This window comes from Asanoa sp. NPDC050611 (assembly GCF_040654855.1).
Lineage (GTDB): Bacteria > Actinomycetota > Actinomycetes > Mycobacteriales > Micromonosporaceae > Asanoa.
This window is the reverse complement of sequence record NZ_JBFAIU010000166.1, coordinates 1-16,207: the sequence shown is the minus strand read 5'-3', so window position 1 is coordinate 16,207 and position 16,207 is coordinate 1. Positions and strand designations below refer to the sequence as shown.

The 16,207-nt window shown below is 72.1% G+C and carries 13 protein-coding genes and 1 pseudogene; 11 read left to right on the top strand and 3 right to left on the bottom strand.

Annotated elements, in window-relative coordinates; genetic code table 11:
- On the top strand, positions 1 to 787 hold a 787-nt coding region (locus AB0H87_RS24085), incomplete at its 5' end, for an MMPL family transporter (protein ID WP_360149646.1).
- Here the strand turns inward: AB0H87_RS24085 and AB0H87_RS24080 are convergent.
- Together AB0H87_RS24080 and AB0H87_RS24075 are read right to left on the bottom strand one after the other, a co-directional pair.
- Positions 741 to 1,379 carry a HEAT repeat domain-containing protein gene (locus AB0H87_RS24080; RefSeq protein ID WP_360149643.1) on the bottom strand — a complete coding sequence of 213 codons (639 nt, stop codon included), beginning with the start codon at positions 1,377 to 1,379 and terminating at the stop codon, positions 741 to 743. The two genes, AB0H87_RS24085 and AB0H87_RS24080, sit on opposite strands and share 47 nt — an antisense overlap.
- Positions 1,380 to 1,457: 78 nt before the next feature.
- Positions 1,458 to 2,291 (bottom strand): helix-turn-helix transcriptional regulator, encoded by an 834-nt coding sequence (locus AB0H87_RS24075; protein ID WP_360149640.1) that lies wholly within the window; start codon positions 2,289 to 2,291, stop codon positions 1,458 to 1,460.
- Between the two features lie 102 nt (positions 2,292 to 2,393).
- Between AB0H87_RS24075 and AB0H87_RS24070 the strand changes: the two genes are divergently transcribed.
- From AB0H87_RS24070 to AB0H87_RS24040, 7 genes are all read left to right on the top strand, one after another.
- Positions 2,394 to 3,428, top strand: coding sequence for an Atu2307/SP_0267 family LLM class monooxygenase (locus AB0H87_RS24070; protein ID WP_360149637.1), 1,035 nt, complete (start codon positions 2,394 to 2,396; stop codon positions 3,426 to 3,428).
- A 52-nt stretch (positions 3,429 to 3,480) separates the two neighbouring features.
- Positions 3,481 to 4,185: a hypothetical protein gene (locus AB0H87_RS24065; RefSeq protein ID WP_360149634.1), complete on the top strand. Its 705-nt coding sequence runs from the start codon at positions 3,481 to 3,483 to the stop codon at positions 4,183 to 4,185.
- On the top strand, positions 4,182 to 4,877 hold the full coding sequence (locus AB0H87_RS24060; RefSeq protein WP_360149631.1) for an HAD family hydrolase: 696 nt from the start codon (positions 4,182 to 4,184) through the stop codon (positions 4,875 to 4,877). Before AB0H87_RS24065 ends, AB0H87_RS24060 begins: the two co-directional genes overlap by 4 nt.
- 33 nt (positions 4,878 to 4,910) lie before the next feature.
- A complete protein-coding gene (locus AB0H87_RS24055; RefSeq protein WP_360149628.1) occupies positions 4,911 to 6,791 on the top strand; it encodes a glycosyltransferase in 1,881 nt (626 codons plus the stop codon).
- Positions 6,792 to 6,991: 200 nt separating this feature from the next.
- Complete coding sequence (locus AB0H87_RS24050) at positions 6,992 to 8,794, top strand: CDP-glycerol glycerophosphotransferase family protein (RefSeq protein ID WP_360149625.1); 1,803 nt, start codon at positions 6,992 to 6,994, stop codon at positions 8,792 to 8,794.
- Positions 8,791 to 9,507, top strand: a complete 717-nt coding sequence (locus AB0H87_RS24045; RefSeq protein WP_360149622.1) for an IspD/TarI family cytidylyltransferase — start codon at positions 8,791 to 8,793, stop codon at positions 9,505 to 9,507. Before AB0H87_RS24050 ends, AB0H87_RS24045 begins: the two co-directional genes overlap by 4 nt.
- 3 nt (positions 9,508 to 9,510) lie before the next feature.
- Positions 9,511 to 10,578 (top strand): NAD-dependent epimerase/dehydratase family protein, encoded by a 1,068-nt coding sequence (locus AB0H87_RS24040; RefSeq protein WP_360149618.1) that lies wholly within the window; start codon positions 9,511 to 9,513, stop codon positions 10,576 to 10,578.
- Here the strand turns inward: AB0H87_RS24040 and AB0H87_RS24035 are convergent, their stop codons facing one another.
- Positions 10,579 to 11,478: an aminotransferase class IV gene (locus tag AB0H87_RS24035; protein WP_360149615.1), complete on the bottom strand. Its 900-nt coding sequence runs from the start codon at positions 11,476 to 11,478 to the stop codon at positions 10,579 to 10,581.
- A 26-nt stretch (positions 11,479 to 11,504) separates the two neighbouring features.
- Here AB0H87_RS24035 and AB0H87_RS24030 point away from each other — a divergent pair.
- The 3 genes and pseudogenes from AB0H87_RS24030 to AB0H87_RS24020 all read left to right on the top strand — a co-directional run.
- Positions 11,505 to 11,768: pseudogene (locus AB0H87_RS24030) on the top strand (tetratricopeptide repeat protein); the annotation flags it as partial.
- Positions 11,769 to 13,250: 1,482 nt separating this feature from the next.
- Positions 13,251 to 13,733: a hypothetical protein gene (locus AB0H87_RS24025; RefSeq protein ID WP_360149652.1), complete on the top strand. Its 483-nt coding sequence runs from the start codon at positions 13,251 to 13,253 to the stop codon at positions 13,731 to 13,733.
- A gap of 237 nt (positions 13,734 to 13,970) precedes the next feature.
- Positions 13,971 to 16,207 (top strand): fibronectin type III domain-containing protein (locus AB0H87_RS24020; protein ID WP_360149649.1); only part of this gene is annotated, 2,237 nt, incomplete at its 3' end.

The window sequence follows — 16,207 nt, the reverse complement described above, 5'->3', positions numbered from 1 at the left end:
GGGCGGTGGCGCCGGTGGCGGCGTCGGCCTGCGTGGTCCCGGTGAGCCGACCGATCCCGGCTGGACGGCCGGCGACGAGCGGCTGCTGCCGGTCCTGCTGACCACGGACCCGGCGACGCCGGCGGGCGCGGCGACGGTCGAGCGGATCGTCGCCGCGGCACCGGGCGAGGTCGGCGGCACGGCGGCCCAGGACGCGGACGCGGTCGACGCGATCTACGGCGACAGCTGGTGGGTGCTGGCCCTCGTCGTCGTGATCACGTTCGCGCTGTTGGCCCGGGCCCTGCGGTCGGTCTGGCTGCCGGTCAAGGCGCTGCTGCTCAACGTGGTCTCGATCGCCGCGGCGTACGGCATCACGGTCTGGATCTGGCAGGACGGCCACGGCAGCGAGACCCTGTTCGGCACGGAGTCGAGCGGCTCGATCACGGTGTGGGTACCGATCGCGGCGTTCTCGTTCCTCTTCGGACTGTCGATGGACTACGAGGTGTTCATCCTGTCCCGGATCCGCGAGGGCCACGACGCGGGCCTGTCGACGGACGAGGCGACGGTGCACGGCATCGCCTACACGGGCCGCCTGGTCACCTCGGCGGCGTTGATCCTGGTGCTGGCCTTCATCGCCCTGTCCACGGTCCCCGTGGTCGACGTCAAGATCTTCGCGACGACGCTGGCCCTCGGTATCGCCCTGGACGCCACCATCGTCCGCGCGGTCCTGACGCCGGCCCTGGTAGCCGCGTTCGGCCGGGTCAACTGGTGGTGGCCCGGCCGCCGCCGCTTGCCTGACGCCGGGTGATCCGCGCGATCGCGTGGCCGGCCTTGTCCCGCTCCCAGTGCTTGCGGCGGGGGTTGTCGACGATCCGGCGCAGCGGTGTGAGGGCGCGTTCGTCGCCGTAGCGTCCGGCCGCGTCCAGCGCGGCGTGCCGGACGACGTCGGCGCGGTCCCCGAGCAGCCGGGGAAGCAGGTCGGTGAGCGCCTTGCTGCGGCGGACGAGCAGGCTCCCGACGGCGGTGGCCCGCAGGTACTCGTTACCGGCCGCGCGGACCTGGGCGGCCGCCACCAGGATCGCCTCGGATCCGGCGGAACGCAGGTTGCGCAAGGCGTAGACAACGCTGCTGTGGCGGCGCAGCGCCGGACTGGCGGTGACGACGGACTCGAACCGCTCGGGCCACTGCTGAGCGGCGGCGTAGACGATCTCCGCCGCGTCCTCGACCACCGCCCGCGGGTGGGCACCCGCCGCACCGGTCGGCGGCGCGGGCACGTCGCCGGCGACAACCGCGAGCAACGCCGCGCAAGCGTCGTCGTGAAGCGTCAGAAACCGCGCCAACGCTTCGCGATAGTCGTCCCCGCCGAGCGCGGCGAGCAGGCGGGCGAGTCCACCGTCCACAACCGATGAACCTACCGCCGGGTCAGCGGTGTCTCGCGGGAGGAACGGTCCGGACCACCGCGGACCCGAGCAAAGAATCTAAAGCTCTTCTGGCGACGCGATGAGAGAGGCGAGGAGGCGCAAGCGGTCGGCGGACGGTGAGCCGGCCGCGGCGCCGTTGAAGATGATCCGCTGGCCCGGGTCGTCGGGGAGGCGCAGGCTTTCCTCGTTGAGCGTCAGGCGGCCGACCAGCGGATGGTCCCACTCGCGCACCGCGTGCAGGCACTCCGCCACCGGATGCATGGCCCAGATCCGGGCGAACTCCGCGCTGCGGATGCTCAGGTCGCCGACCAGTTCCGCCAGCAGGGGATCGTCCGGCGCATCGCTGGACGCGTTGCGCAGGTACGCGACCGTGTTGTGGGCCTCGCGCTCCCATTCCACCACCAGGTCGCGCATCGCCGGGTTCAGGAACATCTGGCGCGCCATGTTCGGGCGTTCGTCCGGGGTCAGGCCCAGCAGCGCGAAGCCGAGGCGGTTCCCGCCCAGCAGGTCCGTGCGCCGGCCCACGATGATCACCGCCTGGTCCGTGCTGCTGTCGGCCAGGGCGAGCACCGAGCCCCGCACCGTCTCCGGGCCGGGGAAGCGGCGGCGCGGGACCGCGGCCGGGCGGGCCAGGCGCACCAGGTGCAGGCGCTCCGCCTCGTCCAGGCGCAGGGCATTGGCGAGGGCGTCCAGGACCGAGTCGGACATCTGGTGGCTCTCGCCCTGCTCGATCCGCGTGTAGTAGTTCACACTCACGCCCGCGAGCTGGGCCACCTCCTCGCGGCGCAGCCCCGGCACGCGGCGGGCCGTGCCGTATGTCCGGATCCCGGTCGACGCCGGGGTCAGGGCCGCCCGGCGCGATCGCAGGAAGTCGCCGAGTTCGCTGCTCATGGTGCCGATCATCCCTTCGGGTCCGGCGGCGCTGCCGTCCCCTGCCGTGGGTACCCAGCGCAGGGCGTGGTCGCCGCCGTCAACCGGGTGCAACCTCGTCGCGTGAGCAAATATTCGTTGGGCCTCGACACGTTCGGTGACGTCCTCTCCGACAACGACGGCAAACCGGTCAGCCACGCCGAAACCATCCGCGGCCTGGTCGAGCACGCCGTGCTCGCCGACAAGGTGGGCCTCGACTTCTTCGGCATCGGCGAGCACCACACGTTCGACATGCCGCTGTCCGCGCCGGACGTGGTGATGGCCGCCATCGCCGCCCGCACCGAGCGGATCCGGGTCGGCTCGGCCGTGACGGTGCTCAGCTCCGACGACCCGGTGCGGGTCTTTCAGCGGTACGCGACCCTGCACGCGCTCTCCAACGGCCGGGCCGAGGTCATCCTCGGTCGCGGGTCGAGCATCGACTCGTTCCCGCTCTTCGGTTACGACCTCGCCGACTACGAGGAGCTGTTCGAGGAGAAGGTCGACCTGTTCGCCCGCCTGCTCGAGGAGAAGCCGGTCACCTGGTCCGGCCGGCTGCGCCCGGCGCTGGTCGACGCCGACGTCGTCCCGCACACCGAGGGCGGGCCGATCCCGACCTGGATCGGCGTGGGCGGCAGCCCGAAATCCGTGATCCGGACGGCCACCTACAACATGTCCCTGATGTTGGCGATCATCGGCGGGCCGGTCGAGCGCTTCAAGCCGTTCGCGGACCTGTTCCGGGAGGCGGAACGGCGGCTCGACAAGCCGGCCAAGGCGATCGGCATCCACTCGCCGGGGCACATCGCGGACACCGACGAGGAGGCTTACGAGCAGCTGCTCCCCCACTACCTCGAGGTGCTCACGCGGGTCGGCCGGCAGCGCGGCTGGCGCCCGCCGACCGCCGAGCACCTGCGGCACGAGATCGCGACCGGCGCCTGGCACGTCGGCGCGCCGGAGACCGTGGCCCGCAAGATCGCTGAGTCGATCAGGACGCTGGGTGCGGTGCGGTTCGACCTCAAGTACGGGCTCGCCGGAGTGCCGCACGACGCGGTGCTGCGCAACATCGAGTTGTACGGGACGAAGGTCGCCCCGATGGTCCGCGAGCTGCTCGGCGACGACTGACCGCAGTGCGCCGGGGCGGCGGGGCTCCGGGGAGTCGGGCACAATCGGCGGCGTGAGCGCCAGCGAGTCGTCCTTCGATGAGACCGTCGTCGACGATCCGGGCGCCCGGGTCCTCTACTGGCTGCTGTTCCCGGTGCTCGGCGTCGGGCTCGGCTGGGTCGTCCAGTGGGCGGCGGGCTGGGTCGCGGGCCTGCCGGTGGCGCCGCTGAAGGGCGTCTTCCGGGCGATCGACGAGGCGCCCGACCCGCAGGCCGCGCTGGCCGCGATGGGCGTCGGCCTGGTGCTCGGTGTGATCGTGGCGGTGCTGGCGGTCGCCGACATGCTGGTGATCCGGGTCGGCGCGGGCGAGGTCGAGCTGAGCCGGGGTGGCAAGAAGCGCTCCTTCGCCCGCGGCGACGTCACCGGCGTCTTCTTCGACGGCAAGGAGCTGGTGCTGCTCGGGCGGGCGTCCACCGAGCTGGCCCGGGAGAAGACCGACCTGTCGAAGACCGGCGTGGAGGCGGCGTTCACCGCCAAGGGCTACCCCTGGCTGGCCGGCGGCGATCCGCACCGCGACGAGTTCCGCATCTGGACCCGGCTCGACGACGACCTGCCCGGAGTGGCGCACGGCCTGCTCATCGACCGCGCCACCGCGCTGGAGAAGGGCAGGTCCGAGGACGCCGCGGTCCTGCGGGAGCAGCTGCTCAAGCTCGGCGTCGTGGTGCGGGACGAGAAGAAGAAGCAGTACTGGCGACGGGACCGGCGGGAGTTGGCGTGATCCGGATCGCGATGTGGTCGGGGCCGCGCAACGTCTCGACGGCCCTGATGCGCAGCTTCGGCGCGCGGGCCGACTGTGCCGTGGTCGACGAGCCGCTCTACGCCGCATACCTGGCGGTGACCGGCCTCGACCATCCCGGGCGGGCCGACGTGCTGGCCAGCCAGCCGACCAACTGGGCGGAGGCGGTCGACCGGCTGCGGCAGCCGTCCGGCAAGCCGGTGCGGTACGAGAAGCACATGGCGCACCACCTGCTGCCGGAGGTCGGCCGGTCCTGGCTGGCCGAGGTCACCAACGCCTTCCTCATCCGGGACCCGGCGCACGTGGTCGCCTCCTACGCGAAGGTGCGCGGGGCGCCGACGCTGGCGGATCTCGGTTACCCGCAGCAGGTGGAGATCTTCCGGGCGCACGGCGGGCCGGTGCTCGACTCCGCGCGGCTGCTCCAGGACCCCGCCGGGCAGTTGCGCAAGCTCTGCGCGGAGCTCGGCATCGGGTTCGACGAGGCGATGCTGAGCTGGCCGCCCGGGCGGCGGGACACCGACGGGGTGTGGGCGCCGCACTGGTACGCCGCCGTCGAGCGCTCGACCGGGTTCGCGCCGTACCGGCCCGAGCCGGCCTCGGTGCCGGACGAGCTGGCCCACCTCGTGGTGGCGGCGCGGCCGCACTACGAGGAGCTGGCCGCGCACGCCCTCTAGGTCCGGGCCGGGCCCGGGGTAACGTGTGGTCCCATGCCCGACTCCTTGATCAAGATCAGTCTCATCGTCGCCACGTACGCGCCGGGCAACGCGATCAACCGCCTGATCGACTCCCTCGACCGGCAGACCCTACCTGCGGCCGAGTTCGAGGTGATCTTCATCGACGACGGGTCGCCGGACGACACCCTGGCGCGCCTGCACACGATCGCGTCGACCCGGCCGAACGTCACCGTGCTGGCGATCGACAACTCCGGCTGGCCCAGCCGGCCGCGCAACATCGGCCTGCGGCAGGCGCGTGGCGAGTACGTCATGTACGTCGACCACGACGACTCGATCTACCCGGACGGGCTGGCCCGGGCCTGGGCGTACGCGGCGGAGACCGGGGCGGACATCCTGAGCCCCAAGGAGTCGAAGACGAACGACGTGTGGTGGGGCACGTCCAGCCTCACCGCAGGGAACATTCCGGACGTCCTGCGGGAGGAACGGGTCCACCGCCTCCTGCCGATGGTTCCGCACAAGCTTTACCGCCGCACCCTCCTGCTCGAGCGCGGGATCGACTTCCCGGAAGGCGCGCGGGTCCTCTGGGAGGACTGGTACGTCAACGTCGAGGCGTACCGGCACGCGAATCGGGTGGCCGTGCTCGCCGACACCCCGGTCTATCTGTGGCACGGCAGCGACATGAACAGCTCGCACACCTTCGACCCGGCCCGGGCCGACTTCTGGGACCGGCTCGAGCAGCTGCTCGAGTTCATCGAGTCCACACTGGACGAAGGCCCGTACCGCCAGGACCGCCGCGTGCTCATGGAGCACAACGTGCGGACCCGGGTGATCGACCGGTGCGCGCGGCTGCTGATGAACGACGCGCTCGACGATCCCGAGGCCAAGGAACGCGCCCTGGCGCGCTCGAACCAGCTCCTGGAACGCTTCTGCACCGACGAGGTGTTCGCCGCCCTGCCCAAGAAGCACCAGGGTCTGGCGATCCTGCTGCGGGCGCGGCGGCCGGACCTCGTGGCCGGCTTCCATCGGGCCGACATCGCCCTGACCGCCTCGACCCGGGTCACCGGCGTCAGCCAGAGCGACGGGATCCTGCGCCTGGACACGCAGACGCGCTGGCACGCCAAGGACGCCGCGAAGCCGGGGTTCGCCCTCGACTCCGGCCGGCTCCTGCGCGTGGTCGCCCCGGAAGTCCGCGCGGCCCTGCCGCCCGAGCTGCTCGACCACAGCGAGGACCTCGGCCGGATGCGGGTCGACGTGGCCGCCCGGGCCCGCAAGGAGTTCGTGACCTGGCAGCTGCCACACCACGCCGAGCCGGCCCGGTTCGACGCCGAGACGGCGGCCCTGGTGGCTTCCGGTCACGCGCTGCTCGACATCGACACCGCACGGCTCGACCGGCCGCTCCAGGACACGGTGTGGGACCTGCGGACGCGCACCGAATGGTGCGGCATGGAGCGCAAGGGCGCCCTCGGGTACGCCGGTCCGGCGCGGCCGTGGCTGGCGGCGGGGCGGCCCGCGGTCGCGTACGCCAACACCACCGGTGGCATGTCGCTGGACCTGGCCGGGACGCTGCGCACGTTCGCCACGGACGCCAAGCCGCACGGCGCGGCCGGCGCGGTCGCCGCGTTCTCGGTCCCGCTCGTCAACGCCACCGCGTCCGGTCCCGCCGACGTGCCGGCCGAGCTGGCCGCGATCCCGGCCGACGTCGACGCGGCCGCCGGCGTCGAGGAGATCGAGACCCTGGCCAAGATCGGGGATCTCCGGGCGCGCGTGGTGGCCGACGGCCAGGATGTCCGTCTGGTCGGGGGGACCGACCTGGTTCCGGGCCAGTACGTGCTCTACGCCCGCCGGAACGGCAAGTTCGCCCGCACGCGGGCGCGACTGCTCGTGGCCGACGACGGGCTGGCCACCTTCCACTGATCGGCCCGTCCAGAGCCGGACAGAACGGTCCGAGTCAGTGCAACCCCCTGCGCTGACATCGGGCCTTACCAGATCCGGCCCCCGCCACAAGTTCCGTTCACGTTATCCTCGCCGGACGTTCACCTTCGCGAAGCGGATGGCGGCCCCCGTCGCTGTCCGCCTCGCGGTGGTCGAGTCACGAGGGACGAGAATTGAACTGTTTGATCGCGGACATCTCCTGGGAGCGCGTTAACCTGTCGCTCACCGTCGTGCTCGCTGAGGACACCGGTGGTGACCAGACCGGCGCCGACGTCGGCGCCCTGGAGGCCGTCGAGTTCAGGATCGTCGACCGCGATCGGGCATACCCGGTCACGACGACCGCGCTGGGCGGCGGGCGCTACCGGCTCGACCTCAACGTGACCAACTTCCGCAACCGGCGGCAGGTTCCCGACGGCACCTGGCGGATCGTGCCCTACCTCGACGGGCGCCCTGGCCCGGCCGCGGGCTACGACCTCACCGCCATCGCCCAGCTCGACCAGGACGGCCGCGCCTTCGTCTACGCCGCCAACAACGTGTCGTACATCGTCGGTTTCGGTGTCGCGGAGGACGAGAAGCACCCCGACTTCGTGATGCGGACATACCAGATGTTCCGCAAGCCGAGCCCCAAGCCCAAGGCCCGCCGGCAGCCGCTGGGCAAGCGGTTCCAGCAGTGGGTGCTGCCCCGCGCCCGCCGGGTCAAGCTGGCCAACTGGGTCTACCGGACGTCCCGCACGCTCAACCCGCCGCGGGGCAACCGCATCCTGTTCGCGTCCGAGATGCGCACCGGGATGGAAGGCAACCTGCTGCGGGTGCACGAGCGGATGCACGAGCGCGGCCTGGCGTCGAAGTTCTCGTTCCGCTACTCGTTCCGGATTCCCCGCGTGGCCACCAAGAAGACCACCCTGCGGACCATCTACCTGCTCGCCACGTCCGACATCGTGCTCATCGACGACTACTTCGGCCTGCTGCAGATGCTCCAGCTCTCGCCGAAGACCAGGATCATCCAGCTCTGGCACGCCGGCAGCGGGTTCAAGGCCGTGGGCTACAGCCGGTTCGGCATCTACGGCTCGCCGAAGCTGCAGAACGCGCACCGCAAGTACACCTACGCGATCGCCGGTTCGAAGCACCTCGTGCACGTGTACGCCGAGGCGTTCGGCATCGAGGAGTCCGCGGTCGTGCCCACCGGTCTGCCCCGGGTCGACACGTTCCTCGACGCGGAGCGCACCAAGCAGGTGGTGGCCGACTTCTTCGCCGACCACCCGGCGCTGGCCGGCAAGCGGATCATCCTGTTCGCGCCGACGTTCCGCGGCCGTGGCATCGGCGACGCACACTACGACTTCTCCCGCGTCGACTTCGACCGGCTCTACGAGATGTGCGGCGACGACTCGGTCGTGCTGTTCCGGATGCACCACTTCGTGCGGACGCCGGTGCCGATCCCGCCGGAATACAGCGACCGCCTCCTCGACTTCGCGGCGTTCCCGTCGACGAACGACCTCCTGCAGGTCACCGACGTGCTGATCACCGACTACTCGTCGGTCATCTACGAGTTCTCCCTCCTCGGCAAGCCCATGTTGTTCTACGCGTACGACAAGGCGGTCTACTCGGCCACGCGCGGTTTCCACCGCGACTTCGACACCGTGGCGCCCGGCAAGGTCTGCGAGAGCTTCGACGACCTCATCAAGGCGCTGCAGACCGGCGACTACGAGACCTGGAAGATCGAGTCGTACGTCCGGGAGAACTTCGACCAGGTCGACACGGGGTCCGCGGACCGGGTCATCGACTGGCTCATCCTCGGTGACCCACCGGTCGCCGGGCAGGACGCGGCCCCGGCCGGCCCGCAGCCGGCCGTCGTCGAGGCGGAGGCGCTGGCCGACGTCGACGCCATCGAGGACGCGGTCGCCGGCGAGGACGCCGACGCCGTCGGCGACGCGGCCGCGATCGACGCGGTCGATGTCGGGCACGAGGCGGGAGTGGCGAGCCGGTGAACGTCGCGGTCATCTTCGCCGGTGGCATCGGCACCCGAATGAACTCGCGTGCCCTGCCGAAGCAGTTCCTCGAGATCAACGGCAAGCCGATCATCATCCACACGCTGGAGCACTTCGACGAGCACCCCGAGATCGACGCGATCGCCGTCGTGATCGTCGCGGACTACCGCGATCAGCTCAACCGGCTGTTGACGCGGTACGAGATCAGCAAGGTCCGATGGCTGGTCGACGGCGGAGACACCGGCCAGGCCTCCCGACACCGCGGCCTCCGCGCGGTCGCGCAGGACTGCCCGGAGGACACCGTCGTGCTCATCCACGACGGCGTGCGGCCGTTGATCAACGCCCAGCTGATCAGCGACAACATCGCGAGCGTACGGACGCACGGCTCGGGCATCACCTGCACGAAGGTCACGGAGACGGTGGCGCTGAGCCAGGAGGACCACATCGACGCGGTGATCCCGCGCGACCACCTCTACGCGGCCCAGGCACCCCAGAGCTTCCGGCTCGGCGAGATCCTCGCCCTCTACGAGCGGGCGGTCGCCGAGGGCGAGCACGACACGATCGACTCGTGCTCGCTGATGCACCGGTACGGCATGAAGATCCGCCGGGTCGACGGGCCCCGCTCCAACATCAAGATCACTACGGCAGAGGACTTCTACCTGTGCCGGACGTTCTTCGAGATCATCGAAAACCGTCAGATCGTGGGGATGTGAGCGATGCCGTCGCCTGACCGCCCCGTCGTGACCGGCGACGTGGCCGAGATCCTCGCCCGCGACCTGCCCTGGGAACGGCTGTCCGGCTCGACCGTGCTCGTCACCGGCGCGAGCGGCATGCTCCCGTCGTACGTCGTGCACACCCTGCTCGCCCTCAACGACCGGCGCGGCGCCGGAATCACCGTCCACGGACTGGTCCGCGACGGCGACAAGGCCCGCCGGCTGCTCGCCGGCGTGGTCGACCGGCCCGACTTCCACCTCGTCGTGCAGGACGTGACCGAGCCGCTGGCCTGGTCGGGGGCGCTCGACTACGTGGTGCACGGCGCGAGCGCCGCGCGGCCGGTGCTGCACGGCACCGCGCCGGTCGCCACGATCAAGGCGAACCTGCTCGGCACGGCCAACCTCCTCGACCTCTGCGTCGACCGGGGCAGCCGCGGATTCGCGTTCATGTCGTCGGCCGAGATCTACGGAGCCCAGCCGCCCGGCACCACGCTCATCGACGAGCAGAGCTACGGCGGCCTCGACATCCTCAACCCCCGCGCCTGCTACGCGGAGGGCAAGCGGGCTGCCGAGAGCCTGTGCGCCGCGTACCAGGCCCAGTTCGGCGTGGAGTGCCGGATCGCTCGCTTCGGCCACGTGTACGGCCCGGGCATGGCCCTCGACGACGGGCGGGTCCAGGCCGACTTCGCCGCCAACGTGGTCGCCGGCACCGACATCGTCCTCAACAGCGACGGCTCCGCGGTGCGCACCTACACGTACGTGGCCGACGCGGTCGCCGGGCTCATGTACGCGCTGCTGCGCGGTGACCGGACCGTCTACAACATCGCCGACCCGGGCGGCCTGGTGTCGATCCGCCGGCTCGCCGAGCTGTTCACCGAGGTACGGCCGGAGAAGGGCCTGCGACTGGTGTTCACCGACGCCGCCGACGCCCGGTCCTACAGCCCGGCCAAGGGCCAGGGTCTCGACAGCCGCCGCCTGGCGGAGCTCGGCTGGCGGCCCGTGGTCGACCTGCCGACCGGCCTCGACCGGATGGTCACCGACCTCGAGTCGACCAGCCGGGCCGTCGTCTGACTAGATCACCCTGGTGCCGTGTGTCCGGGCGTGCTCCTGGTAGATCGCGGACAGCTTGGCGGTGACCGGGCCCACCTCGCCGGTGCCGATCGAGCGGCCGTCGATGGTGGTGACAGCGGCCAGCTCGCCCATGGTGCCGGTGCAGAACACCTCGTCGGCCGTGTACATCTCGACCAGCGAGACGTCGCGGACCGTGACCGGGACGCCGGCGTCCGGCGCCAGCTCCAGGACCGTGTCCCTCGTGATCCCTTCCGGGCAGGCGACCGTGCGCGGGGTGACCAGCGCGCCGCCGACGACGGCGAACAGGTGGGTGGCGTTGGTCTCGGCGACGAACCCGCGCGGGTCGAGCATCAGCGCGTCGTCGGCGCCGGCCGCGTTCGCCTCGATCTTCGCGAGGATCGAGTTGAGCAGGTTCGCGTGGTGGATCTTCGGGTCGAGGACGTCGGCACCGGGCCGCCGGACACTCGCCGTGACGAGTGTGAGGCCTCTGGTGTCGTACACCGGGGGCTTGTGCTCGGCGAGCACGATCAAGGTGCTGCCGGCGGTGTTCAGCCGCGGGTCCATGCCGCTGGTGAGCTTGACGCCGCGGGTCAGGGTCAGCCGCACGTGTACGCCGTCGCGCATGCCGTTGGCGTTCAAGGTCTGCGCGACCGCGTCGGTGATGTCCTGATTGGACGGAATGTCCGCAAAGTTGAGTGCGGTCGCCGAACGCCGCAGCCTGGCCAGGTGGGCGTCGAGCGCGAAGATCCGGCCGTCGTAGAGCCGAAGCCCCTCCCAGACCGCGTCACCACCCTGGACAACCGAGTCGAACGGCGACAATCCGGGCTCATCGCGGTGCCGGAGCACGCCGTTGACCCAATAGCTGATGTCGGCGTTCCGCGGGTCGTACCTCTGCAGCATCCACCCAGCAGATCACGCCCATCCACATGACTGGCGCGCAGGGCCGCTGGAGGGGCAGAGTGTCCTGCGTGTCGCAGCCCTCCCCGCTCGCCGCCGCGCTCCGCCAGGCCCAGGCGCTGCGTGACGCCGGCGACCTGACCACGGCCCGCGCGCTGCTGTCGGACGCGGTCGACGCGGCCCGCCCGCTGCTGGGCGACGACCACCCGGAACTGCTGGGCGGGCAACACGCGCTGGCCACGCTGCACCGGGAGGCCGATGACCCGGCGGCGGCCCGCCGGGTGCTGGAGGAGGCGCTGGCCGCCGGGGAGCTGCACCTGGGCGAGGCCAACCCGCTGATGCTGGCGCTCTCGTTCGACCTGGGCACGGTGGCGGAGGAACTGGGCAACCGGCACGAGGCCCGCCGCAACTTCACCCGCGTCGCCAGTTACGGGCCGGCCACCTTCGGTGAAGATCATCACATGGTACGCACGGCAGAGGCGTACCTGTCCGCCGTCGGCGGCGAGCTTCCGCCTTTGCCGCCGCTGCAACCCACCGTGGCTCCTCCCCCACCGGGGGCGCCGACCCGACCGTTCGGCCCGGCGCGACCGGGCGTGCCGCCGCCTGCGCCACCGGCTCTGCAGTTCGGTGTGGGTCAACCGGGCGTTCTGCCACCCGCGCAACCTGCCTCGGGCCAATCAGGCTCACCGGGTCCGCGGTTCGCCTCGGGGCAACCCGGCGTGCTCCCGCCCGCGCCACCTGCCGCGGGCCACGTACCGGGGCAACCAGGCTCACCGCCGTTTTCCCCGTCCGGCGGGAAACCGCCTGTCGGGCCACCGACCACGTGGCCGCCGACCTCGTCGCCGGACCCTGTGGCGCAGCCGATGCCGCCCGGCACGCACCGGGCGGGAGCCCCGGCGGCGGAGGTCGCGCCGGGAGTGTTCGCGCCACCGCGACATGGGGCGGAGACCGTCGACCTGTCCGCTCGCGCCGCGATCGACGCACCGACGCAGGCTCTGCCGACACAGTCCGCGCGGCCGCCGGGGGCGACGCCGGTCAGCCCGCGGGACCAGGCCGGTGACGCTACAGCTACGCCCGGCCCGGGCGGTCCGGCTGCTTCCGGCCCGTGGGATGCCCCGCCGGGGACAACCGCATCGGGGAACCCCGGAAGTCCGGCCCGCGTCGCACCGGAGTCGGGCGCGCCGTCTAACGGCACGCCCTCCCCTCACGACGGTTCACTCTGGAATGGTGCCGAGTCACCCGACACCGGAGGCTCCCCGGCGCCGCAACAGGCCGGGAACGCCCAGGGCTGGGTCGGCGCCGCTGTTACGCCGCCCGGGCAACCAGGCAACGCTCCGACCTGGGCCGACGGTGCAGCACCTACGAGCGGGCAGCCCGGCAACGGAGCGCCATGGGGTAAACCCGCCGCACCTACAAACGGCCAGCAGGGAAACACAACAACCTGGGGCGACGCCGCCGCTTCCGCAGGCGCGCAACCTGCAACCACCTGGGGTGGCTCCGCCGGTCCCTCGTCCGGGCAACCCGGCGCCGCCGCGGCGTGGGGTGGGGCGGTCGCACCTGGACAGCCGGGGAGTGTGCCCGGATGGGGTGCCGACGCCAACGGCGCTCGCTGGGGTGACGGTAGGCCGTCGCCGGCCGGAGGTTCGGACGGGGACTGGGGACGAGAGTTGGAGCCCGCGCGGGAGAGGATGCCGCGGGCGTTCGGGACCCGCCCCGAGGCCGCCGCCTCTCCTGCGACGGCGGTCGAGGTGGCGCCCGTATCCCTGCATGGTCCGATGGCTGCCGCCGCGGCGCGGGAGCGGGCCCGTGGCCGCAGTGCGACGGTGGCCGCGTTCGTCGCCGCCGTGGCGGCCGTGGTGGCCGCGCTCCTCGTGGTCTTCGTCGTGTTGCGGCGCGAGACCGAGCCCCCGCGGGTCGGCGCGGTGCCCGAGGTCAGCGCCGGCGCGGCGGTCCCGACCGGGCCCGCGCTCGGCGGCACGCCGCCCACCGACCTGGCCGTCCGCGAGGACGGCGACGCCCTGCTGCTGACCTGGACCGACCCGACGGCCGGCACGGTGCCGTTCATCGTCGCCGCCGGCCGGGCCGGCACGCAGCTGCGCGCGATGGCCACGGTGGAGCCCGGCGTCACCCGCTATCTGGCGAACGGGCTGAACAGCGACTACGACTACTGCTTCACGGTGGTGGCTGTCTATTCGTCGGACCGGTACGCGGCGTCCGGCCAAGTCTGCACCACCCGTACGACGAAATCCCCCCAGTAATCCACAACAAACTCCCCCCGCGCGCGACTGCGGCGACCTGCCGTGACCCGAGGCTGACTCATAGTTGTCCACAGGGCACTCCCGCACTGTCCACAGCCGACCACAACGGGTGCCCGCCGCCATTGACAGCCCCATATGATGGCCCCTGGCTTCGGGGAGGACGCCAGGGGCGACCAGGTTCGCCCACACACGGGTGGGGAGGGGCAGCCGGCTGTGGCCACCACAGACAACGGCACCATGACGGGCGGCGACGGCGCCGCGGAGGATCTCGGCAAGGCGCTCGACGCCGCGCTGGGCAAGCCACGGCGGCGCATCCCGCGCGGTGGCCTGGTCACCGGTGGGGTCGTGATCGCGCTGGTGGCGGCCATGGGCTTCACCGTGCTGGGGCTCGGCGCGGCCGACAACGCGGCGGCCAACTACGACGCCAGCTCGTGGCTGTGGAGCCGGGCGAAGAGCGAGGTCGCCCGGGTCAACGGGCTGACGGGCCGCGTCGACACCCGGGTCGAGGTCGGGCAGTCCCGCAACCACACGATGCAGGTGACACAGACCGACCGCTTCCTGATCCTCCGTGACCTGACAACCGGCCAGGTCAGCTCCCTCGACCTCGCGACGCTGCAGGTCATGGCCACGACCCGGACGACCTCCGGGCTGGGCGTGAGCGTCGCGCTGCAGGACGACGCGGCGTTCGTGATCGACGCGCCGCAGGGCGTCGTCCGCCAGCTCGACCCGCGGTCGCTGGTGCCGATCGGCGAGCCGGTCCGCTACCCGCCGGGCATCTCGGGCGGCACGTTCGACGGCACGGGTCGCCTATGGGTCGCCGTGCCCAGCGAGGGCACGGTCTCCGCGATCACCGCGGCGCCGCTGCCGAGCGCGCCCGAAGACCCGCTGCCCACGGGCGCGGCGCTGGCCGGCGTGGCCGACCCGGGCGGTTCCGGCGGCGGCGTCAGCCCGACCCAGGTCAGGACCGTGACCGTCGCCGACCCGAGCCACGACCTGGCGGTGAGCACGCTCGACGACGGCGTGGCGGTGCTCGACCGCACGACTGGCGCGCTGACGACCGTGCGCGGCGACCGTGAGCACCAGGTCGCGCTCCAGCTCCCCGGCATCGGCGCGGTGCCGCCACGGACCAACGGGCCGCAGGTGCCGGTCACCGTCGCCGAGGGGCGGCGGGTCGTGGTGGTCGGCGAGGGCGGTCCCGGCGTCCAGTTCGTGGTGCCCGGCGCGGGCTCCGAGCTGCGGCCGGCGGTCGCGTGGGCGGGCCGCTACTACTGCGCCGACGAGCGCACCGGCGCCGTGCACGTCTTCGACGAGCGCGGCCAGCTCGTCGACACCATCGAGGTGCGGGGCGCCAACGGGCCGCTCGAGCTCGAGGTGCGCGAGAACTACCTGTTCATCAACGCGCCCAACTCGGCGACGGCGCGCGTGGTCGACGACAAGCACCACGTTCGCGTGGTCGACAAGTACGTCGACGACGTGCTCGGCGGCGACCCGCCCAAGGACCCGCCGCTGCCGCCGCCGCCGAAGAAGCCCGTGGTCGGCAAGCCGGGTGCGCCGCGCTCGGTGACCGCCACGGCCGGCGACAAGCTGGCCCGGGTGAGCTGGAAGGCGGCCGCCGACAACGGTTCGGCCATCACGAAGTACGTGGTCGAGGGCGGCCCCACCCCGGTCGAGGTGGGCGCGCGGCAGCGCTCGATCGAGATCACGGGGCTGACCAACGGCCAGACCTATCGATTCTCCGTACGCGCGGTCAACGGCAAGGGTGCCGGGCCGACCAAGCGCAGCAACCCGGTGATGCCGACCGCCGACGTGCCCGACCCGCCGGCGAGCGTCACCGCCGAGGCCCGGCCCGACGGCACGGTGCGGGTCAGCTGGCCCGCCGCCAACGGACAGGGCAACAAGATCGCCAAGTACGCGGTGACCTCCGCGACCGCGGGTGCGACCGCGCCGGCCGGTGAGACCACGAAGGCCGAGCTGGTGGTGCCGGCGGGCGAGCTCGACTACGGCACGCAGTACGCGTTCACCGTGGTCGCCGTCAGCGACAAGGGCGCCGCGTCGAAGCCGTCGCCGGCCAGCGACACCGTCGTGCCGTTCACGGTGCCCGGCAAGCCGCTCGACGTCGCGGCGGTGGCGCCCAACGAGCCGGGCACGATCAACGTGACCTGGGGCGTGCCCGCCGACAACGGGCGGCCCATCACGGAGTACGTGGTGACGGTCGAGGGGCAGACCCTGCGCACCGCCGGGACCACGCAGAAGGTCACCGGCCTGCCGGAGGGCACGACGGCGACGGCGACGGTACGCGCGGTCAACGAGGCCGGCGAGAGTGACGCGGCGACCGCGACCGCGACGACCATCGCCAAGCCGGCCTTGACGCTGGGCGGCGCCACCGTGACGTCGACCGCCGTCACACCAACAGGTCCGGGTCGTCGAACACGAACTGGATCAGCTGGCCGCGGATGCCACGGACGGCTTCGAAC

Bases quoted from the DNA above. Each gene is read 5' to 3' on its own strand.
- AB0H87_RS24075 (WP_360149640.1), bottom strand. From the start codon at position 2,291: ATGAGCAGCGAACTCGGCGACTTCCTGCGATCGCGCCGGGCGGCCCTG.
- AB0H87_RS24055 (WP_360149628.1), top strand. From the start codon at position 4,911: ATGCCCGACTCCTTGATCAAGATCAGTCTCATCGTCGCCACGTACGCG.
- AB0H87_RS24040 (WP_360149618.1), top strand. From the start codon at position 9,511: ATGCCGTCGCCTGACCGCCCCGTCGTGACCGGCGACGTGGCCGAGATC.
- AB0H87_RS24035 (WP_360149615.1), bottom strand. From the start codon at position 11,478: ATGCTGCAGAGGTACGACCCGCGGAACGCCGACATCAGCTATTGGGTC.
- AB0H87_RS24025 (WP_360149652.1), top strand. From the start codon at position 13,251: ATGGCTGCCGCCGCGGCGCGGGAGCGGGCCCGTGGCCGCAGTGCGACG.